At 71.0% G+C, this 18,051-nt stretch carries 17 protein-coding genes; 7 read left to right on the forward strand and 10 right to left on the reverse strand.

Annotated features, from left to right (window positions below; genetic code table 11):
• Positions 1-92: 92 nt before the first annotated feature.
• The 3 genes from DJ019_RS13990 to DJ019_RS14000 all read right to left on the reverse strand — a co-directional run bounded on the left by DJ019_RS13990 (position 93) and on the right by DJ019_RS14000 (position 2,999).
• Positions 93-1,406 carry a hypothetical protein gene (locus tag DJ019_RS13990; RefSeq protein ID WP_133255308.1) on the reverse strand — a complete coding sequence of 438 codons (1,314 nt, stop codon included), beginning with the start codon at positions 1,404-1,406 and terminating at the stop codon, positions 93-95.
• A gap of 167 nt (positions 1,407-1,573) precedes the next feature.
• Positions 1,574-2,035, reverse strand: a complete 462-nt coding sequence (locus tag DJ019_RS13995; RefSeq protein ID WP_111276673.1) for an NfeD family protein — start codon at positions 2,033-2,035, stop codon at positions 1,574-1,576.
• A gap of 4 nt (positions 2,036-2,039) precedes the next feature.
• Positions 2,040-2,999 carry an SPFH domain-containing protein gene (locus tag DJ019_RS14000; RefSeq protein ID WP_420849879.1) on the reverse strand — a complete coding sequence of 320 codons (960 nt, stop codon included), beginning with the start codon at positions 2,997-2,999 and terminating at the stop codon, positions 2,040-2,042.
• A 131-nt stretch (positions 3,000-3,130) separates the two neighbouring features.
• On the opposite strand from DJ019_RS14000, the gene DJ019_RS14005 reads away from it, so the two are divergent.
• Together DJ019_RS14005 and DJ019_RS14010 are read left to right on the forward strand one after the other, a co-directional pair.
• Complete coding sequence (locus DJ019_RS14005) at positions 3,131-3,640, forward strand: YbjN domain-containing protein (protein WP_111276674.1); 510 nt, start codon at positions 3,131-3,133, stop codon at positions 3,638-3,640.
• A gap of 81 nt (positions 3,641-3,721) precedes the next feature.
• Positions 3,722-4,246, forward strand: coding sequence for a glycine cleavage system transcriptional repressor (locus DJ019_RS14010; protein ID WP_111276675.1), 525 nt, complete (start codon positions 3,722-3,724; stop codon positions 4,244-4,246).
• A gap of 10 nt (positions 4,247-4,256) precedes the next feature.
• Here DJ019_RS14010 and DJ019_RS14015 read toward each other — a convergent pair whose 3' ends face one another.
• Positions 4,257-5,237 carry an NAD(P)H-dependent flavin oxidoreductase gene (locus DJ019_RS14015; protein ID WP_111276676.1) on the reverse strand — a complete coding sequence of 327 codons (981 nt, stop codon included), beginning with the start codon at positions 5,235-5,237 and terminating at the stop codon, positions 4,257-4,259.
• A 66-nt stretch (positions 5,238-5,303) separates the two neighbouring features.
• Positions 5,304-6,203 (reverse strand): LysR substrate-binding domain-containing protein, encoded by a 900-nt coding sequence (locus DJ019_RS14020; RefSeq protein WP_111276677.1) that lies wholly within the window; start codon positions 6,201-6,203, stop codon positions 5,304-5,306.
• Positions 6,204-6,300: 97 nt separating this feature from the next.
• On the opposite strand from DJ019_RS14020, the gene DJ019_RS14025 reads away from it, so the two are divergent.
• Positions 6,301-6,912, forward strand: coding sequence for a glutathione S-transferase family protein (locus DJ019_RS14025; protein WP_111276678.1), 612 nt, complete (start codon positions 6,301-6,303; stop codon positions 6,910-6,912).
• A gap of 2 nt (positions 6,913-6,914) precedes the next feature.
• A complete protein-coding gene (locus tag DJ019_RS14030; protein ID WP_111276679.1) occupies positions 6,915-7,832 on the forward strand; it encodes a pyridoxamine 5'-phosphate oxidase family protein in 918 nt (305 codons plus the stop codon).
• Here the strand turns inward: DJ019_RS14030 and DJ019_RS14035 are convergent.
• Both DJ019_RS14035 and yaaA read right to left on the reverse strand, forming a co-directional pair.
• Positions 7,757-8,560 carry a 3-hydroxybutyrate dehydrogenase gene (locus DJ019_RS14035; protein WP_111276680.1) on the reverse strand — a complete coding sequence of 268 codons (804 nt, stop codon included), beginning with the start codon at positions 8,558-8,560 and terminating at the stop codon, positions 7,757-7,759. The genes DJ019_RS14030 and DJ019_RS14035 overlap by 76 nt on opposite strands.
• Position 8,561: 1 nt before the next feature.
• Complete coding sequence (gene yaaA / locus DJ019_RS14040) at positions 8,562-9,359, reverse strand: peroxide stress protein YaaA (RefSeq protein WP_111276681.1); 798 nt, start codon at positions 9,357-9,359, stop codon at positions 8,562-8,564.
• 101 nt (positions 9,360-9,460) lie between these two features.
• Here yaaA and DJ019_RS14045 point away from each other — a divergent pair, with 101 nt between their 5' ends.
• Positions 9,461-11,326: a CHASE3 domain-containing protein gene (locus DJ019_RS14045; protein WP_111276682.1), complete on the forward strand. Its 1,866-nt coding sequence runs from the start codon at positions 9,461-9,463 to the stop codon at positions 11,324-11,326.
• On the opposite strand, the gene DJ019_RS14050 is transcribed toward DJ019_RS14045, so the two are convergent.
• The 3 genes from DJ019_RS14050 to DJ019_RS14060 are packed head-to-tail and all read right to left on the reverse strand — an operon-like array spanning position 11,323 to position 14,299.
• Positions 11,323-12,732, reverse strand: coding sequence for an FAD-binding oxidoreductase (locus DJ019_RS14050; protein ID WP_111276683.1), 1,410 nt, complete (start codon positions 12,730-12,732; stop codon positions 11,323-11,325). The genes DJ019_RS14045 and DJ019_RS14050 overlap by 4 nt on opposite strands.
• Before the next feature lie 25 nt (positions 12,733-12,757).
• Entirely contained in the window at positions 12,758-13,687 is a 930-nt protein-coding gene (locus DJ019_RS14055) for an L-threonylcarbamoyladenylate synthase (protein WP_111276684.1), read from the reverse strand.
• A 33-nt stretch (positions 13,688-13,720) separates the two neighbouring features.
• A complete protein-coding gene (locus DJ019_RS14060; RefSeq protein ID WP_111276685.1) occupies positions 13,721-14,299 on the reverse strand; it encodes a YceI family protein in 579 nt (192 codons plus the stop codon).
• A gap of 101 nt (positions 14,300-14,400) precedes the next feature.
• On the opposite strand from DJ019_RS14060, the gene DJ019_RS14065 reads away from it, so the two are divergent.
• Both DJ019_RS14065 and DJ019_RS14070 read left to right on the forward strand, forming a co-directional pair.
• Complete coding sequence (locus tag DJ019_RS14065) at positions 14,401-16,143, forward strand: acyl-CoA dehydrogenase family protein (protein ID WP_111276686.1); 1,743 nt, start codon at positions 14,401-14,403, stop codon at positions 16,141-16,143.
• An 80-nt stretch (positions 16,144-16,223) separates the two neighbouring features.
• A complete protein-coding gene (locus DJ019_RS14070) occupies positions 16,224-18,047 on the forward strand; it encodes an ATP-binding protein (RefSeq protein ID WP_111276687.1) in 1,824 nt (607 codons plus the stop codon).
• Positions 18,048-18,051: the final 4 nt, after the last annotated feature.

Genomic DNA, 18,051 nt, shown 5'->3' on the forward strand with positions numbered 1-18,051 from the left:
TCGCGGGTCTGCCGCAGCGTCCGGCAAGCCCCAATGCAAAGGGCCCGCGGATCGCTCCGCGGGCCCTCGCGATCAACCGGAAACCGGCGAGATCACTTATTGGTCGGCAGCGTGCAGTTGCCGGCGAAGGCGCAGCCCAGGGCGTTGACCGCGGTCACCGTCGGGGCCGACTGGTACTCGATCACATAGCCCTTCAGCTTGTCGGCGCAGGCGACTTCCACATAGGTCGTGCCCTTTTCGGTCTTGCCGACCACGCGGGTTTCCGAGACCTCGCAGGAGTTGAAGTTGAACTTCTTCAGGTCGGCCGTCAGGTTGCTCAGGCCCTTGTCGGTTCCCAGCGAGCACTTGTAGCCGGCCACCGGCGCGCGGCCGCAATCGACCACCTGGCCCTTGCCGCCGGCCGGGAAGATGCCGATGGCGCCCTTGCCGTCCTTGCAGACCATCTCGACCACTTCTTCGCGCGGATTCTTCGACGGGAACAGGGCATAGCGCTCGACGTCGCACTTGCCGCCGGCGTTGGTCACCAGCTTCGAGTAGAGCCCGGCCTGCTCGCTCTGGGCCTGGCGGGCGTCGGTCAGGGTGCAGCCGCCGAGGATGTTGGTGGCCTTGGCGCATTCGTAGGTCTCGGCCAGGGCGCCAGCCGCGTTGACCTTGTAGATGTAACCCTTGCCGTCCTGGCATGAGGCTTCGAAGAAGGTCGAGTTGTCGCGCGCGGCGCCGACGAACCGGCGATCCTTGATCGCGCAGCCGTTGTTGGCCTGGGTCACGTACTTGTCCATCACGGCCAGGCGCGTGGCGGCGTCGGCCAGGGTGCACTTGATGTTCGAGGCTTCGGCGGAATCGTACAGCAGGCAGCTCTGCGCCTGGGCCGGCTTGGCGCCGTCATACGGCGCGCTGGCGACGACGATGTAGCCCGCGCCGCCCTGGCAGGCGACTTCCATGTAGGTGCTGGTCTTGGTCTGGCCGACGCCGCGCGCCTTTTCAGGAACGCACTGAACGCCAGCGCCCTGCAGCAGCGGCTGGAGGGCCGCGATGGGGTTCTCGTTGCCCGGCAGGATGCAGGGGGTGTTGGGCTTGCTGCCGTCGGCCGGATAGTTGGCTTCGACGCACGAGAAGGCGTTCACGCCCGCTTCGGACTGCTCGAGCAGGAAGCCCATGGCGCCCGTGCCGCAGGCGACTTCGAAGTAGGACTTCTTGGTCTTCTTGTCCTGGCCGATCAGGCGGGCGTCCGACACCGGGCAGTTCAGGCCGGCGGCCTGCACGATGGCCGGCGCCTGCGCCATGCCCGCCTTGCGGGCGGCTTCGGGGACTCCGGCGGGCTTCTTGCCCTGCGATACGGCCGCCGCCGGGACCATCAGCGTGGCCGCGAGGGCCATCGCCAGCCCGATTGCCTTAGGCGTCTTCACCTTGAGTTTCTCCTGGGTCGTGACCTTGGGGTCGTGATTTTGGCGCACATAAGCGCCGCGTCCTTCCGCGGGTCAAGCTGCCCGGGGATGTCGACCGAAGTGTGGCGTCATTCCAAGGCTTTACTTCCGGCTGGCAGGGGTGTCGCCCCGCCATTGACAAACCGGCGTCATGCGGCCGGGCGCACCTGCAGGCACGCGCCGCTGACCCCGACGACCTCGATGGCGGCGCCCGCCTCCAGCGCCTCGCCGTCCGAGAGCTCGGCGGCCCATTCCTTGCCGTCGATGAACACTCGTCCGCTCCGGCCCGCGAAGGCGCCCACGGCCGAACCGCGATGGCCGATCAGGCGGCCGACGTTGTCGTTGATGTCGCCGGCGGCCGCGGCCACCGATCGGGGAAGGTAGCGCCGCGCCAGCAGGGTGGAGACCATGGTCAGGAGCGCGAAGACCAGCAGCGTCGTCGGAACGGACATCCCGACGAGCGCCACGATCGTTCCGGTAATCGCGGCCGAGGCGGCCGCCCAGAGCAGCCAGCCCGATCCGGTGACGATCTCCACGGCCAGGATGGCCGCGGCGATCCCCGCCCAGACCCAGAACGGCTGGGCCGCGTAGAGTCCGATCAGCGTGTCCATGACGTCACGCTCCCGTTGTGGGAACCGAGCCGCGGCCCCGCGCCGCCGGACGGGCGGGCGGCCCCTCGGCCCCGATGGCCTTCACGAGTTCGCCGATGCCGCCGACCGTGCCGACCAGGGCGCCCATCTCGGCGGGCACGATCACCGTCTTCTGCTGCGGGCTGCGCGCCAGTTCGGCGAACGCGTCGACGTACTTCTGGGCCACGAAGTAGTTGATCGCGTTCACGTCGCCGCGGGCGATGGCGTTCGACACCATCTCGGTGGCCTTGGCCTCGGCCTCGGCCTCGCGTTCGCGGGCCTCGGCGTCGCGGAAGGCGGCTTCGCGGCGGCCCTCCGCCTCGAGGATCGCGGCTTGCTTGGCGCCCTCGGCGCGGGCGATGGCGGCCGACTTCTCGCCGTCGGCCTCGGTGATCACCGCGCGCCGTTCGCGTTCGGCCTTCATCTGGCGCGCCATGGCCGCGGTGATGTCGGGCGGCGGCTGCAGGTCCTTGATCTCGATGCGCGCGACCTTGACGCCCCAGGGCGTCGTGGCCTGGTCGATGACGTCCAGCAGGCGGGTGTTGATCTGGTCGCGCTGGCTCAGAACCTCGTCCAGCTCCATGGAGCCCACCACCGTGCGCAGGTTGGTCATGGCGAGCTGCTGGATGGCGTAGTTCAGGTTGTCGACGCGATAGGCGGCGGCCGCCGCGTCCATCACCTGGATGAAGACGATGCCGTCCACCTGGACCAGGGCGTTGTCCTTGGTGATGACCTCCTGGCGCGGGACGTCCAGCACCTGCTCCATCATGTTCACCCGCCGGCCGACGCCTTCGACGAAGGGCGTCAGGAAGCTGATGCCCGGCTTCAGCGTCCGGGTGTAGCGGCCGAACCGCTCCACCGTGTATTCGCGCCCTTGCGGCACGATCTTGATGGCGCCGAACGCCACCACCAGCGCCAGCACCAGAAATACGACAGCGACAGTCATACCCACGGCGTGTCCTCCCCCGGATCCACGCGCGGAAGTCTATCCAGGCTTTCGTCCTCCCGCCACGGAAACCGGACGGACCGCCATCCGCCATGCTCGCGCCAGGATCGGGCGTCTGTTAGCGATCCGACATGCGCCGCCTGATCCTGATCCCCGCCGCCCTCGCCTGCCTGGCCGCCGCGCCGGCCCCGAAGACCCCGCCTGCGAAGGCGCCGGTGTTCGATGTCCAGAACCCGCAGACCCTGACGGGCCTCATCGCCGAACTCGGGGCGAAGACAACGATGGGCCGACGGGAAGAGGACTCGGTGTTCGTCACGGCCACCTCGGCGGCCGCCAACTTCTCGCTGCAGTTCGCCGGCTGCGACGCCAACGGACGCGCCTGTCGGGCCGCCCTGTTCGACAGCGTGATCGACGGCGGCGCGCCGACCCTGGGCCAGGTCAACGGCTTCAACCAGACCTCGGTCTTCTGCCGCATCTATCAGGACAAGGCCGGCAAGCCGCACGCGATCTATGCGGCCATGCTGGTGAAGAGCGACACGCGCGACAGCGCCATGACCCACCTCGCGGCCTGGCAGGGATGCCTGGGCGAGGCGCGGGAGTTCGTCCGCGATCCGGTAGCCTATCTGGCCAACGCCGCCTGAAGGGCAGGACGACGCATGCCGAGGCTCGCGCCCGGCCGTCGGCGTCTGCTACCGTGACCGGGACCAAGCAGCGAGATCCCCATGCCCTCGGTAGTCCTCAGCGTGATCGGCAGCGATCGGCCCGGCCTGACGGAGGCGCTCGCCGCCGCCGTGCTCGCGGCCGGGGGCAACTGGCTGGAGAGCCACCTCAGCCGCCTGGGCGGGCTCTATGTCGGTTCGGTGCTGGTGGCGCTGGCCCCGGACAGGGTCGAGGCACTGCGCGACGCCGTCCGTGCGGTCGACGCCAAAGGGCTGGAGGTGCGTATAGCCGCAGCGGTCGAGGCCGACGGCGCGCCCGGTGAGGCGCTGCACCTCAGCCTGGTGGGACAGGACCGTCCGGGCATCGTGCGTCAGGTGACGGCCGTGCTGAGCGGCCTGGACGTCAATATCGAAGCCTTCGACACCAAGATCACGGCCGAGCCCCACTCCGGCGCGCCGCTGTTCCACATGGACGCCGACCTGCGTCTGCCGCCCGGTCTTTCCGCCGCCGGTGTGCAGGCCGCGCTGGAGGCCATCTCGGCCGAGATCATGGTCGACCTGACGCTGACCCCGGCCCAGCGCGGCTGAACCGCGGGCCTCAGGCCGGAACCGACGCCTTGCGGATCGCCGACACGCGGTCGATGGCCGCCTCGGCCTCGGACATGATCCGAGCGACGATCTCGGCCGCCGGCAGCACGTCGTGGACGCCGCCGGCCGACTGGCCCATGGCGAAGCAGGACTTGTCGGCGTCGAGGCCCTCGATCTGGCCGCCGATGCCGCCCATGACGCCGGCCTGGCTGGAGTGCATGGCCTGGAACGGGAAGGGCTTGATGTCCTGCGGACGGCCCTCCCAGTCCTCGACGTAGGGGTTCTTCTTCACCCGCATCGGCTTGCCCGAGTAGCAGCGGGTGCGGACGGTGTCCTCATCGGTCGCCTCGACGATGGTGTCCCGGTACATCTGGCCGGCGTGGGCCTCGGCGCTGGCGATGAAGCGGGTGCCCATCCAGACGCCCACGGCGCCGAGGCTGAGCGCGGCCGCGAGGCCCCGGCCGTCATAGAGCCCGCCAGCGGCGACCACCGGGACCTTCACAGCCTCGACCGCCTGAGCCACCAGCGGCATGGTGCCGACGAGACCGGTGTGGCCGCCGCCCTCGCCGCCCTGGCAGATCACCGCGTCGCAGCCGGCCTGCTCGGCCTTCACCGCATGCTTCACGGCCCCGCAGACGACCATGACCTTGAGGCCGGCCTTCTTCAGCTTCTCGAGGATCGGCATCGGCACGCCGAGACCGGCGACGAAGCTGGAGGCGCCCTCGCTGATGATCACGTCCACAGACTCGATCAGGCTCTCCGGGCTGGCCGCCAGCAGGTCGACGCCGAACGGCTTGTCGGTGAGCTTGCGCACCTGGCGCATCTGTTCGCGGATGAAGTCCGGACCGCGTCCGGCCATCCCCAGGACGCCGTAGCCGCCGGCGTTCGACACCGCCGCCGCCAGCTCGGCGTAGGACACGCCGCCCATGCCGGCCAGCATGATGGGGTGCTTGACGCCCAAGAGATCGCAGAGCGGCGTATGCAGGGTCATGGTGGTCCTCCCGAATTTGCGGGCACCATGGCGCCGTGGGTTATCGTTGAAAACCATGACGCGAGGTCAGGCGGGCCGGATCACCGGCAGGGCCGAAAGCTCGACGGCCGCGAAGTCCAGGAACGCGCGCACCCGCGGGGGCATCAGCCGGCTGCTGGCCGTGACGAGCTGAACCGGGATCGGAGACGGCTCCCAGTCCTCCAGCAGCCGCACGAGACGGCCGTCGGCGAGTTCGTCGGCCACCTGATACGAGAAGAGCCGACTGACCCCGCGCCCCTCGACCACGGCGGCCACCGCCGCCTCGATCGCGTTGACCATCAGGCGGGGGCGCAACCGCACGGCTTCCCGCCCGAGGCGGCTGTCGAAGCGCCACTCGGTCGGACCGGGCTGGGTGCTGGCGTAGACCACGTCGTGCGCGGCCAGTTCGGCCGGCCGCTGCGGTGCGCCGCGCCGTGCGATATAGGCCGGCGCGGCCACGACCTGTCGCCGGACCTCACCCACCTTGCGGGCGACCAGGCTGGAGTCCGCGAGCGCGCCGATACGCAGCGCCACGTCCAGCCCCTCGTCCACGAGGTCGAGGTTGCGGTCGTTGAGCACCAGCTCGGCGGCGAGCTGCGGGTGGGCGTCGAGAAAGCGGCCCAGCAGCGGCGCCACATGTCGGCGGCCGAACACCAGCGGAGCGCTGATCCGCAGTAACCCGCGCAGGGGCCCGGCCTCCTCGCGCGCCATGGCGGTCTCGTAGGCGGCCAGGACCGCCCGGGCTTCGTCCGCCAGCCGCCGACCGGCGGGCGTCACCGCGAGCCGGCGCGTCGTGCGCTCGATCAGCCGTGCGCCGATCCGCCCCTCCAGCGCAGCAAGCGTTCGGGTGACCGCGGCAGGGGACCGGCGCAGCCGGCGAGCCGCCGCCGCCAGGCTCCCCGTCTCGATGACCGCGAGGAAGGTCGAAAGCTCGTCCAGTCGATCCATTGTTGCGAAAACTGCAATTCTGACTTGATGACTGAACCCGTTATGCCCGTCCGGCGCAACGCCTAGCTTCCTGGCGACACGATCGGAAGGACCCGACATGACCGCCAAGATCCGCCTGCACGGCGTCCCGCTCTCCGGCCACACCCACAAGGTGGAACTCTTCCTCAGGCTGCTGGGGCTGGAGTTCGAGTACGTGAACGCGCCCCGCGAGACCTGGAGTTCGGAGGCGTTCACGCGCCTCAACCCGCTGCGCCAGATTCCGGTGCTGGAGGACGGCGACCTCGTCCTCGCCGATTCCAACGCGATCCTCGTCTACCTGGCGAAGCGCTACGATGCCGAGGGCGGCTGGCTGCCCGCCGACGCCGTCGGCGCCGCTCAGGTGCAGCGGTGGCTCTCGATCTCGGCCGGGGAGATCCGCTTCGGCCCCGCGACAGCCCGGGTGATCAAGCTGATGGGCCGTCCAGGTGATCTCGAGGCCGCGCAGGCGATCGCCCGCACGCTCCTCGGCGTGATGGAGCAGCGGCTCACGGCCGCGGACTGGCTGGCCACCGACCGCATCACCCTCGCCGACATCGCCTGCTACCCCTATCTGGCCTGCGCGCCTGAGGGCGGCGTCGACCTTTCGCCCTATCCGGCGGTCCGCGCGTGGCTGGCGCGAGTGGAGGCGCAGCCGGGCGTGAAGCCCATGCCCAGCGCCGTGGCGGCCTGACCATGGACGCGCACCCCTGGCATGTCGGGGAGCGGCAGGCCCAGGTGCGGGTGGGGATCGAGCAGGTCCCCACGGGCGCCGGCATCCGCACCTTCATGCCTGACCAGCACCGCCTGTTCTTCGCCCAGCTTCCGTTCATGGTGGCGGCCACCCTGGACGCCGCCGGCGCGCCAACCGCCACCATCCTGGCGGGGGGCGCGGGGTTCGTCGGCAGCCCGGACCCGACCACCCTGGCCATCGCGGCCCACAACGCGGACCCGGCGGGCGCGAGGCTGACGAAGGGCGCGCCGGTGGGCCTGCTCGGCATCGAACTGCACACGCGCCGCCGCAACCGCGCCAACGGAAAGGTCACCTTCGCCGGCGACCCGGGCCTGATCGTCGCGATCGAGCAGAGCTTCGGCAACTGCCCGCAATACATCCACCCCCGCCTGGTCGAACTGGACCCGACGGCCCCGCCCGACGTCGAGACCTTCGAAGGCCTGGACGCCGGCGCGCGGGCCCACGTCCTGGGCGCCGACACCTTCTTCGTCGCCACCGCCAGCGGCGCGGGCGTCGAGAATGGCGGCGTGGACGTCTCGCATCGGGGCGGGCCGCCCGGCTTCGTGCAGGTCGATGGCGACGTGCTGACGATCCCCGACTATCGCGGCAACCGCTACTTCAACACCCTGGGCAACCTGTTGCTGGACCCGCGCGCGGCGCTGCTGTTCCTCGACTTCAAGTCGGGACGGCTCACCCAACTCCAGGGCGTGGCCGAGGTGCTGTGGGACGACCGCAGCCTGCCGAACGCGGAGCGCGTCTGGCGCTTCCGGGTCGAGCGGGGCTTCCGGCGGGACTCGGGCCTGCGTCAGGCCGCCGTCCAGCCGCCGTCCACCGGCAGGGCGGTCCCGGTGGTCGACGCCCCCATGTCGGAGACGAGGTAGAAGAGCAGCCCCGCGAGGTGCTCGTACTCCACGAACGCCTTGTTCGGCTGTGCGGCCAGGATGACGTCCTCGACCACACGCTCCACGGGGATGCCGCGCGCCTTGGCCTGGTCGCCGATCTGCATTTCCACCAGCGGAGTCTTCACGTAGCCGGGGCAGATCGCGTTCACGGTGACGCCGCTGCGCGCCAGCTCCAGGGCGGTGGACTTGGTGAAGCCGACCACGCCGTGCTTGGCCGCCACATAGGCCGACTTGAACGGCGAGGCGACGAGGCCGTGCGCCGAGGCCAGGTTGATGATCCGGCCGCGGCCCTGGGCCTTCATGATCGGCACGGCGTGCTTGGTGGCGTGGAAGGTGGACGAGAGGATCACAGCGATCAGCAGGTCCCACTTCTCGTCCGGGAACTCGTCCACCGGCGCCACATGCTGCAGGCCGGCGTTGTTGATCAGGATGTCCAGGCGGCCGAACTCGCGATGGGCGAAGGCGATCAGGTCGGCGATCTCGGCCGGCTTGCTCATGTCGGCGCCGTGATAGAGCACGCGGGCCCCGCCGGCCGCCGACGACTCCATCGCCGCGCGGTCGGCCTCGATCTTCGCCGGGTCGCCGAAGCCGTTGAGCACGACGCTGACCCCCTGCCCGGCGAGCGCCTGGGCCAGCCCCTGGCCAATGCCGCTGGTGGATCCGGTCACGACGGCCACCTGGCCCTGCAGTCCGTAATCGACGGCCATCTCAGGCCTCCTTGCGTTGCTGGCTCGGCGGCGGAGGCTGCGGCCGCGAAAAGGTGAAGGTGTCGTCCGAGGACAGCTCGGGCCGGAAGCGGTAGCCGTCCACGTCGAAGCCGCGCAGGTCGGCGGCGCGCCCGATCCGATTGTCGATGGCGTAGCGCGCCATCATCCCCCGCGCCCGCTTGGCGTAGAAGGAGACGATCCGGGCCTCGCCGTCCTTCTCCTCGAGGAAGCGGCAGGAGATCACCGGCAGCTTCAGCGCCGCGCGGTCCACGGCGCCGAAGTATTCCTCGCTGGCGCAGTTCACGAGCGTCCGGTCCTTGTGGCCGGCGGCGGTCGCGTTGAGCGCCTCTGCGATGCGGGGCCCCCAGAAGTCGTAGAGGCTTTGGCCGCGCTTCGTCTTGATCCGGACGCCCATCTCCAGGCGGTAGGGCTGGATGGCGTCGAGCGGACGCAGCACGCCATAGAGCCCCGACAGGATCCGCACGTGATCCTGGGCCCAGGCCAGGGCCTTCTTGTCGAGTTCCCGGGCTTTCAGCCCCGCATAGACGTCGCCGTTGAAGGCGAAGGCGGCCTGCAGCCCGTCCTCGCTGGCCGGATCGAAGGCCTGGAACCGCTCGCGGTTGAGCTGGGCCAGGCTGTCGGACAGGGCCATCATCTTCTTGAGGTCGGCGGCGCGCAGCTTGCGGGTGGTCTGCGCCAGTTCGGCCGTCTGGTCGGCGAGTTGCGGCAGGGTGAGCGGCGCGGACTCCGGGCCGGCAGCAAAATTCAGCGCCTTGGCCGGGGAGAGCACGATCAGCATCGGCGCTCCTTAGCCGCGACATGCCGCCGGCGCCAAGGGCGGCCGGCATGCTGCGACGACCTTGATCTTGTGTGCCCGATCCGGGTCAGCCATGAGGGGGCATGAGGCCGATCCGCAACGACCGCGCGCTGCTGAGCCTGATCGCGGGCTTCGCCGTCCTGGCCGTCCTCGTGCTGGGCACCGTCTGGCTGAGCGAGCGCCAGGACCAGGCCGCGGCCCGCGTCCGCCAAACGCTGGAGGTGGACAATCGCCTCAGCTCAGTGCTGTCCACCCTGCAGGATGCGGAGACCGGCCAGCGGGGATACCTGCTGACCCACCGCACGACTTTCCTTGAGCCCTACGAGCGTGCGGCGACCACGCTGGACCGGCAGATCGCGGATCTCGCCGACGCCGTAGCCGAGCATCCGGCCCAGACCGAGCGGGTTAGGCAGCTTCGCGCCGCCGCCGCCGCCCGCGCGAGCCTGCTCAAGTCCAATCTTGAGCGCGCGGACCGGGGCGAGCCGGTCGAGAGCTTCGCCGATGAGCTGGAGCGCGGACGCCGCTACATGGACGAGATGCGGGCCATCGTCGCCGAGATGAAGGCCGAGGAGGCGCGCCAGCTCGAAGATCGCGCAGCGGGGGCCCGCCTCCAGGGCGCGGTGCTGCGAGGCGCGCTGATCGCCGCGGGTGTCGCGGTCCTGGCGCTGGGTCTGATGGCCTTCACCGACGCCCGGCGTCGCCTCCGCACGGCGGTCGAGGCGCGCAACTCCCTGGCCGAGGCCAACACGCGCCTGGAGCAGGAGGCCGCAAGCCGTGAAGCCGCCGAGTCCCAGGTCCGCCAGTTCCAGAAGATGCAGGCGATCGGCCAGCTCACCGGCGGCATCGCGCACGACTTCAACAACATGCTGGCCATCGTCATCGGCTCGCTGGACCTGGCCAAGCGCCGGCTCAAGACCGACCCGGTCCGCGCCGAGGGCTGCATCGACAACGCCCTGGAAGGCGCCAACCGCGCGGCCCAGCTCACCGCCCGGCTGCTCGCCTTCTCGCGCCAGCAGCCGCTGGACCCCAAGGTGCTGGACGTCAACAAGCTGGTCGGCGGGATGTCCGAGCTGTTGCGGCGGACCATCGGCGAGAACATGCGCGTCGAGACGGTGCTGGCCGGCGGCCTGTGGCGCACCTTCGCCGACCCGGCCCAGCTCGAGAACGCCATCGTCAACCTGTGCGTCAACGCCCGCGACGCCATGCCGGACGGCGGTCGGCTGACCATCGAGACGGCAAACGCTCACCTCGACGATGACTACGCCGCCGCCAACAACGACGTGCAGGCCGGCCAGTATGTGATGATCTCGGTGACCGACACCGGCACCGGCATGCCGCCCGAGGTCGTGGAGCGGGCGTTCGACCCCTTCTACACCACCAAGGGCGCCGGACGGGGCACGGGCCTGGGCCTCAGCCAGGTGCACGGCTTCGTCAAACAGAGCCACGGGCACGTGAAGATCTATTCCGAGCCGGGCGTCGGGACCTCGATCAAGATCTACCTGCCGCGCAACATGGGCGAGCTGGAAGCGCTCGACACCCAGCAGCGGCCGGTCGGCGAACTGCCCCACGGCTCGACCGACGAGATCGTGCTGGTGGTCGAGGACGACGAGCGCGTGCGGCACCTGTCGGTCGATGCCCTGCGCGAGCTGGGCTACACCGTCGTCCAGGCCGCCGACGCCGGACAGGCGATGACCGTGCTGACCCTGCAGCCGCGTATCGACCTGCTGTTCACCGACGTGGTGATGCCCGACCTGGACGGGCGGCGGCTGGCCGACCGGGCGCGCGAGCAGCGGCCGGGCCTGAAGGTGCTCTACACCACCGGCTACACGCGCAACGCCATCGTCCACAACGGGATGCTGGACGCGGACGTGGCGTTCCTGCCCAAGCCGTTCACCATCGAGCAGCTCGCCCGCAAGATCCGGCAGGTGCTGGACAGCCAGACCGCCTAGAAGAGGACCCGCGGATTGAGGATGCGCTTCGGGTCCAGCGCCAGGCGGATCGCACGCTGGGCGGCAAGCTCGACCTCCGACTTGTAGCGGGCGCCCTCGGCCGTCTTCATCGCCCCCAGGCCGTGCTCGGCGCTGATCGAGCCGCCCAGCGAGGCGACGAGGTCGTGGACGATGCGCGAGCCCCGGTCGCGCAGGGCGGAATGCTCGGCGTCCGAGCCGCCGTCGGGCCGCAGGACATCGTAGTGGATGTTGCCATCGCCCACGTGGCCGAAGGCGGCGATCCGCGCGCCGGGGACCAGCGCCCGCATGGCGGCCGACGCCTCCTCCAGGAACCGCGGCACGAGGCTGACCGGCACCGCCACGTCATGCTTCCAGGTGGCCCCCTCGGGCTTCTGGGCCGGCGACTGGTTCTCGCGGATGGCCCACAGCGCCTTGGCCTGGGTGTCCGTCTGCGCCACAACGGCGTCCCGCACGAGGCCGTCCTTGAGGCCCTTCGCCAGGAAGCGCTCCATCGCCGTTTCGGCCGATCCCGGCTCGCCCGAAGCGAACTCGGCCAGCACGTACCAGGGATGCGGCGCGGCCAGCGGATCGCGGGTGCCGGCGATGTTCCTGAGGGCGAAGTCGATACCCAACCGGCCCATGAGTTCGAAGGCCTCGACCGCGCCGCCCGTCTCGTCCTTGGCGCGGGCCAGCAGACGGATCGCATCGTCCGGGCTCGAGACCCCGATCATCGCCACGGCCCGCGAGGCCATCACCGGATAGAGCTTCAGCGCCGCCGCGGTGACGACGCCCAGCGTGCCTTCCGCGCCGATCAGGAACTGCTTGAGGTCGTAGCCGGTGTTGTCCTTGCGCAGGCGCTTGAGGCCGTTCCAGACCTCGCCGTTGGGCAGCACCGCCTCCAGGCCCAGCACGAGATTTCGGGCCATGCCGTAGCGCAGCACCTGGGTGCCCCCGGCGTTGGTGGAGACCACTCCGCCCACCGTCGCCGAGCCCTCGGACGCCAGCCCCAGCGGGAAGCGGCGCCGCACCTCGGCGGCCGCCTCGTGCACGCGCGACAGGGTGACGCCCGCCTCGGCGATCAGCGCATCATCCAGCGCGTCCACCTCGCGGATCGACGACAGCCGCTCGGTGGACAGGAGGATCTCGCCCTGGGGGATCTGGCCGCCCACGAGGCCGGTGTTGCCGCCCTGGATCGTGATCGCCTGGCCGGCCTCGAAGCAGACGCCGACCACCGCGGCGACCTCCTCCGTCGTCCTGGGCAGGGCGAGGAACGGCGTGGTCCCGACCCAGCGGTCGCGCCATTCCACAAGCTTGGGCGCAATGCGCTCGGCGTCCTCGCTGAATCCCCCCGGCCCCAGCACGGCCTTGAGGCGTGAGATCACATCGGCAGGGACGGGCGCGGTCATGTGCGGAAATCTAGGCCTTCGAAGCCTAGCCCACAAACCCGGCGGCGCGCTTGAGCCGGTCGTTGATCGCCTCGCCCAGGCCCTCGTGCGGGATGGGGGCGACGGCGATGCCGGCCGGGGCCGTGCGGTCGGCGGCGCGCAGGAAGGCGAAGAGGTTGGCGGCCGCTTCGGCGAGGTCGCCGGAAGGGCTGAGGTTCCAGGGTCCGTGCCCGCCTGGGCCGAACGCCAGCCAGGCCTCGCCCGGGTTTGGCGTCTCGGCCTCCAGGCGCACCGGCGCGTTGGGGGCGTAGTGGCGGGCGAGGCGCCCGGGCGAGCGCCTGGCGTCGTCGTCGGCCTCGTCGAGCGGGCCGACCACCGCCTCGATCTCGGCCCGGGTGACGGCGCCCGGTCGCAGCAGGCGCGGCTGGTCCAGGAGGGCCACGACGGTGGACTCCAGGCCGACGGCGCAGGGACCGCCGTCGAGCGCAGCCGCGGCGGCGGCGCCGGTCTCCTCCACGGCGTCGGCGAAGGTGGTCGGGCTCGGCCGACCCGAGCGGTTGGCCGATGGGGCCACGACCGGGCGGCCGAGCGCTTCGATCAATGCGTGCGCGAGCGGATGGCCGGGCGCGCGCACCGCAACGGTGTCGAGCCCCGCCCGAGCGAGGTCGCAGACCGCCACCTCGTCCGCGATCGGCAGCACCAGGGTGAGCGGACCCGGCCAGAACCGCGCCGCCAGCGCCTCGGCCCGCGCGTCGAACCGGGCGATCCCGCGCGCCATGGCCAGGTCCGCCACGTGGGCGATCAGGGGATTGAAGCTGGGCCGGCCCTTGGCTTCGTAGACGGCGGCCACCGCGCGCGGGTTGGCCGCGTCGGCGGCCAGGCCATAGACGGTTTCCGTCGGCATCAGCACGAGGCCGCCGGCGTTCAACGCCCGCGCCGCCTCAGCCACCGTGGATGTTGCTGCCGTCCCGCTCACCGGGGGCTCGTTACACCGCCTTGCCGGCCGCGCCTACTTGCGGACGAACTCCACATCGAAGGTCAGGTCGATGACGTCGCCGGTGACGAGCCGGGCCGACGTCATCCCGTGTTCGGACCGCCGCACCTTGCCCTTGCCGGTAAAAGCCAGCCGGCGCGGTTCCGCCGTGGTCAGGATCACGTCCAGCGTCAGCGGCCGGCTGACCCCGTGGAGCGTGAGGTCGCCCGAGAGGACGCCGCGCCCGTCCCGCCCCGGCCGATAGGCCCGTGAACGGAAGGCTATGGTCGGGTAGCGATCCGGCTCGAACAGCGCGAGCGCGGCGCGGACGCCTGTCTTGTCGGGCGCATCCAGCGACCGGGGATCGACCGTGATCCAGACGGGCGAACCGGCCAGATCGGCCGGCTCGTGGTCCAGCCGCCCGTCCAGGACCGTGAAGCGGAGCGGATAGTGGTAGAGACCGCCGAAGAGCGATGCGCGCGCCGTCAGCCGGGACGCCGAGGGGTCAAGCCGATAGACGCCTGCCGGCGCCTGCACGGGGTCGGGCGCCGAACGGGCCGGGAGCGCCAGGAGCAGGGCCGCGAGGATGGCGAGCGGGCGGATCAGATTCGGCAATGCGGCCTCCGGAAGCGCCCATCCTAGCCGGCTCGCGAGATTTTGCGTGCGCGCGCCGCACCGTGCGCACTAGAACGCGGCCGAACTTCCAGAGGACGCCCATGACCTTCCGCGCCCCCGTCCGCGACCTGGCCTTCGCCCTGAAGACCGTCGGCCATCCGCAACTCCTTGCCAGCGCCTTCCCCGATCTGGACGAGGCGACGGTGCAGGCGGTGCTGGAGGCGGCCGGCGCCTTCGCCGACAACGAGCTGGCGCCGCTGAACCGCAAGGGCGACCTGGAGGGGGCGCGCTACGCCAATGGCGCGGTCACGGCCGCACCCGGCTTCGCCGACGCCTACCGCGCCTTCGTGGAGCAGGGCTGGAACTCGCTGTCCGCCCCGCCCGAGCACGGGGGCCAGGGCCTCTCCAAGGCCATGGAGCTGGCGGTCTTCGAGATGGTGCACGCGGCCAACATGGCGTTCGGCCTCTGCCCGATGCTGACCCAGGGCGCGATCGAGGCGCTGACCCTGCACGGAACGGAACGCCAGAAGGCGCTGGTGCTGCCCAAGCTGGTCTCGGGGGAATGGACCGGCGCCATGTGCCTGACCGAGCCGCAGGCCGGCTCCGACCTCGCCGCCCTCACCTCCATCGCTCGGCCGGACGGCAAGGGCGGCTGGCTGCTCTCGGGCCAGAAGATCTTCATCACCTGGGGCGACCACGACGCGGCGGACAACATCTGCCACCTGATTATCGCCCGCACCCCGGACGCGCCTCCGGGCGTGAAGGGCATCAGCCTGTTCCTGGCCAACAAGTTCCAGGTGAAGGACGACGGGTCGCTGGGTCCGCGCAACAGCTTCCGGCCCGCCTCCATCGAGCACAAGCTGGGCATCCACGGCTCCCCCACCTGCGTCATGGTCTACGAGGACGCCGAGGCCGAGCTGGTCGGCGAGCTGGGCCAGGGGCTGGCCCACATGTTCGTCATGATGAACGCCGCGCGCCTGCAGGTGGGCGTACAGGGCGTGGCGATCGCCGAGCGGGCGTTCCAGCAGGCGCTGACCTTCAGCCAGGAGCGCGTGCAAGGCCGCGCGGCCTGGGGCGGCGACGGCCTCTATGGCCATCCGGACGTGCGCCGTACGCTGATGCTGTCGAAGGCCAAGATTGAGGCCGCGCGCGGCATCTGCCTGACCACCGGGGTCCTCGCCGACGTCGCCCATCGCGCCGAGACGCCGGAGGAACGCGCCGCCGCCAAGGCGCGCCAGGAACTGCTGACCCCGATCGCCAAGGCCTGGTCCACCGACATCGGCGTCGAGGTCGCCTCGGCCGGCGTGCAGGTCCACGGCGGCATGGGCTTCATCGAGGAGACCGGCGCGGCCCAGCACTATCGCGACGCCCGCATCGCCCCGATCTACGAAGGCACCAACGGCATCCAGGCCATCGACCTGATCGGCCGCAAGGTGCGCTCCAACGGAGGTGAGACCCTGCGCGCCCTCTGCGCGGAGATCGCCGGCTCGGCCGACGCGCTGGCCGACAACGCCGGGCTGGCCCCGGTCGGCAACCGCCTCGCCGCCGGAGTCGCCGCCCTGGAGCGCGCGACCGACTGGCTGCTGGCCGCCGATAACGCGGCGGCGCTCGCGGCCGCGACGCCGTTCCTGAAACTGGCCGGCGACGTGGTCGGCGGCTGGATCCTGGGGCGCCAGGCCCTGGCGGCGGCCGGATCGGACGACCCCTGGCTGCAAAGCAAGCGCGCCCTGGCGCGGGTCTACGCCAGCCAAGTGCTGGCCCTGACACCGGGCCTGGCCGACGCCATCGCCGAGACCGACGCCAACGACCTGGAATCGACGCCCGCGGCGGCGCTCGCCGGATAGGAGAGGTCAACTCAACCCCGGCGTTCGCCAACGGTTTACCTCCCGGCGGCTAAAGCTCCGCCATTCGGGGGAGTGTGACGATGGCGACGGCCGAGACGGACGAGGTGCGGGCCCCGCCCGTCGCCGGCGTCGTGGACGTCAATCTCACCACCTATCAGCTCGCCCTGAGCGCCTTCCGCCTGCCCGTGAGCGTCCACGCGCTGGCGAACGCGCTGACCGCGGCCGGAATCCTGCTGCTGGGCCACCCCATGCTGGCCGCCTGCCTGTTCGTGGGCGCGACCGCGTTCGACGCGGCGATGCAGCGGATCCTGGGCCATTGGTTCGCCGAGAGCGTGGGCGCCGACGAGACGGCGGGCCACCGCCGCTTGGCGCTGCTTTCACTGGCGCGCACGCTGGCCTACACGGCGCCGACCCTCGCCATGGTGCTCGCCGGCCGTGGAGTCGCCGAGCTGATGCTGTTCGGCCTTCAGCTCGCCACGTTGCTCATGGTGGCGGGAGGCGCCAGCGCGTTGTCCCCCAAGATCTTCTGGGCCTTCGCCGCGCCGATGGCGATCGAGGTCCTGGTGGTCGCGGCTGTCCTGCTGCCGCCGATCGCCGTCCTTGCGCTGCTGCCGGCCGCCCTGGTGCTGCTCGCCGTGTTCGCCGTCTCGTCCAGCGGAGCCTCCACCACCATCAGCAACTGGCATCGCGCGTTCATGCAGAGCGTGGCCGAACGCGCGGCGGCGGACGCCGCCCGCGAGGCCGCGGCCGAGGCCAGCCAGGCGCGATCGGCCTTTCTCGCGACCATGAGCCACGAGATCAGGACACCCATGAACGGCGTGCTCGGCATGGCCCGCCTGCTGCGCCGGGACGAGGCCAACCCAGGGCAGGCCGAACGCCTGGACGTGCTGATCCAATCCGGCGAACACCTGCTCGCGATCCTCAACGACGTGCTCGACGTGGCCAGGATCGACGCCGGGCGGCTGGAGATCGTCGCCGCGCCGACCGACCTGCATGGACTTCTCGATCGGCTGGTCGCCTTCTGGACCCCCAGGGCCCAGGAGCGCGGCCTGGAGCTGAACCTGCGGATGACGCCGGAGACGCCCGCCTGGGTGATGGCCGATGCGGTCCGTCTCCGTCAGATCCTGTTCAACCTGGTCGGCAACGCCCTGAAGTTCACAGACTCCGGGTCGGTCGACGTGATCGTCCATGCGACGCGCCGCGGCCCCGGCGAGGCCCGCGTGCGCCTGTCGGTGCGCGACACCGGGCCCGGCATCGCCGAGGAACAGGTCCCGAGACTGTTCGACCGTTTCTCCCAGGCCGACCGCTCGGACGAGCGACGCCACGGCGGTGCGGGGCTCGGCCTCGCCATCGTCCGCCAGCTCGTCGAGCTCATGGACGGGCGCGTGTGGGTCGAGACCGAGCTGGGGACCGGTTCCACCTTCCACGTGGAGCTGCCGCTGGACCTGGCCTCAGCCCCGGCCGAGGAACCCGACGCCGACGAGCACCTGTTGAGCGCGCCCTTTCCTCGCCTCCGCATCCTGGCCGTCGACGACAACCCCGTGAACCTGATGGTCCTCGACCAGCTCCTCAGCAGTCTCGACCTGGTGGTGGAGAGCGCGGCGAGCGGGCCCGAGGCGCTGGCCGCTCTTGCCGGCTCGGCCTACGACCTCGTGCTCAGCGACATCCAGATGCCGGGCATGACGGGGCTCGATCTGCTTCGGCGGCTGCGCGCGGCGCCGGGCCCGAACCAGGCGACACCGGTCATCGCCCTGACCGCCGACGTCGCCTCCGGGGGACGTCAGCGCTATCTCGACCAGGGCTTCACAGACCACTGCGCCAAGCCGATCGAACTCGCCGACCTGCTGGAGGCCATCGGTCGCGCGACATCCGCCTCCGCCGCGGCGCTGGCGGAGCCGGCCTGAGGCT

It is taken from the genome of Phenylobacterium kunshanense, from assembly GCF_003254525.1.
GTDB classification, from domain to species: domain Bacteria; phylum Pseudomonadota; class Alphaproteobacteria; order Caulobacterales; family Caulobacteraceae; genus Phenylobacterium; species Phenylobacterium kunshanense.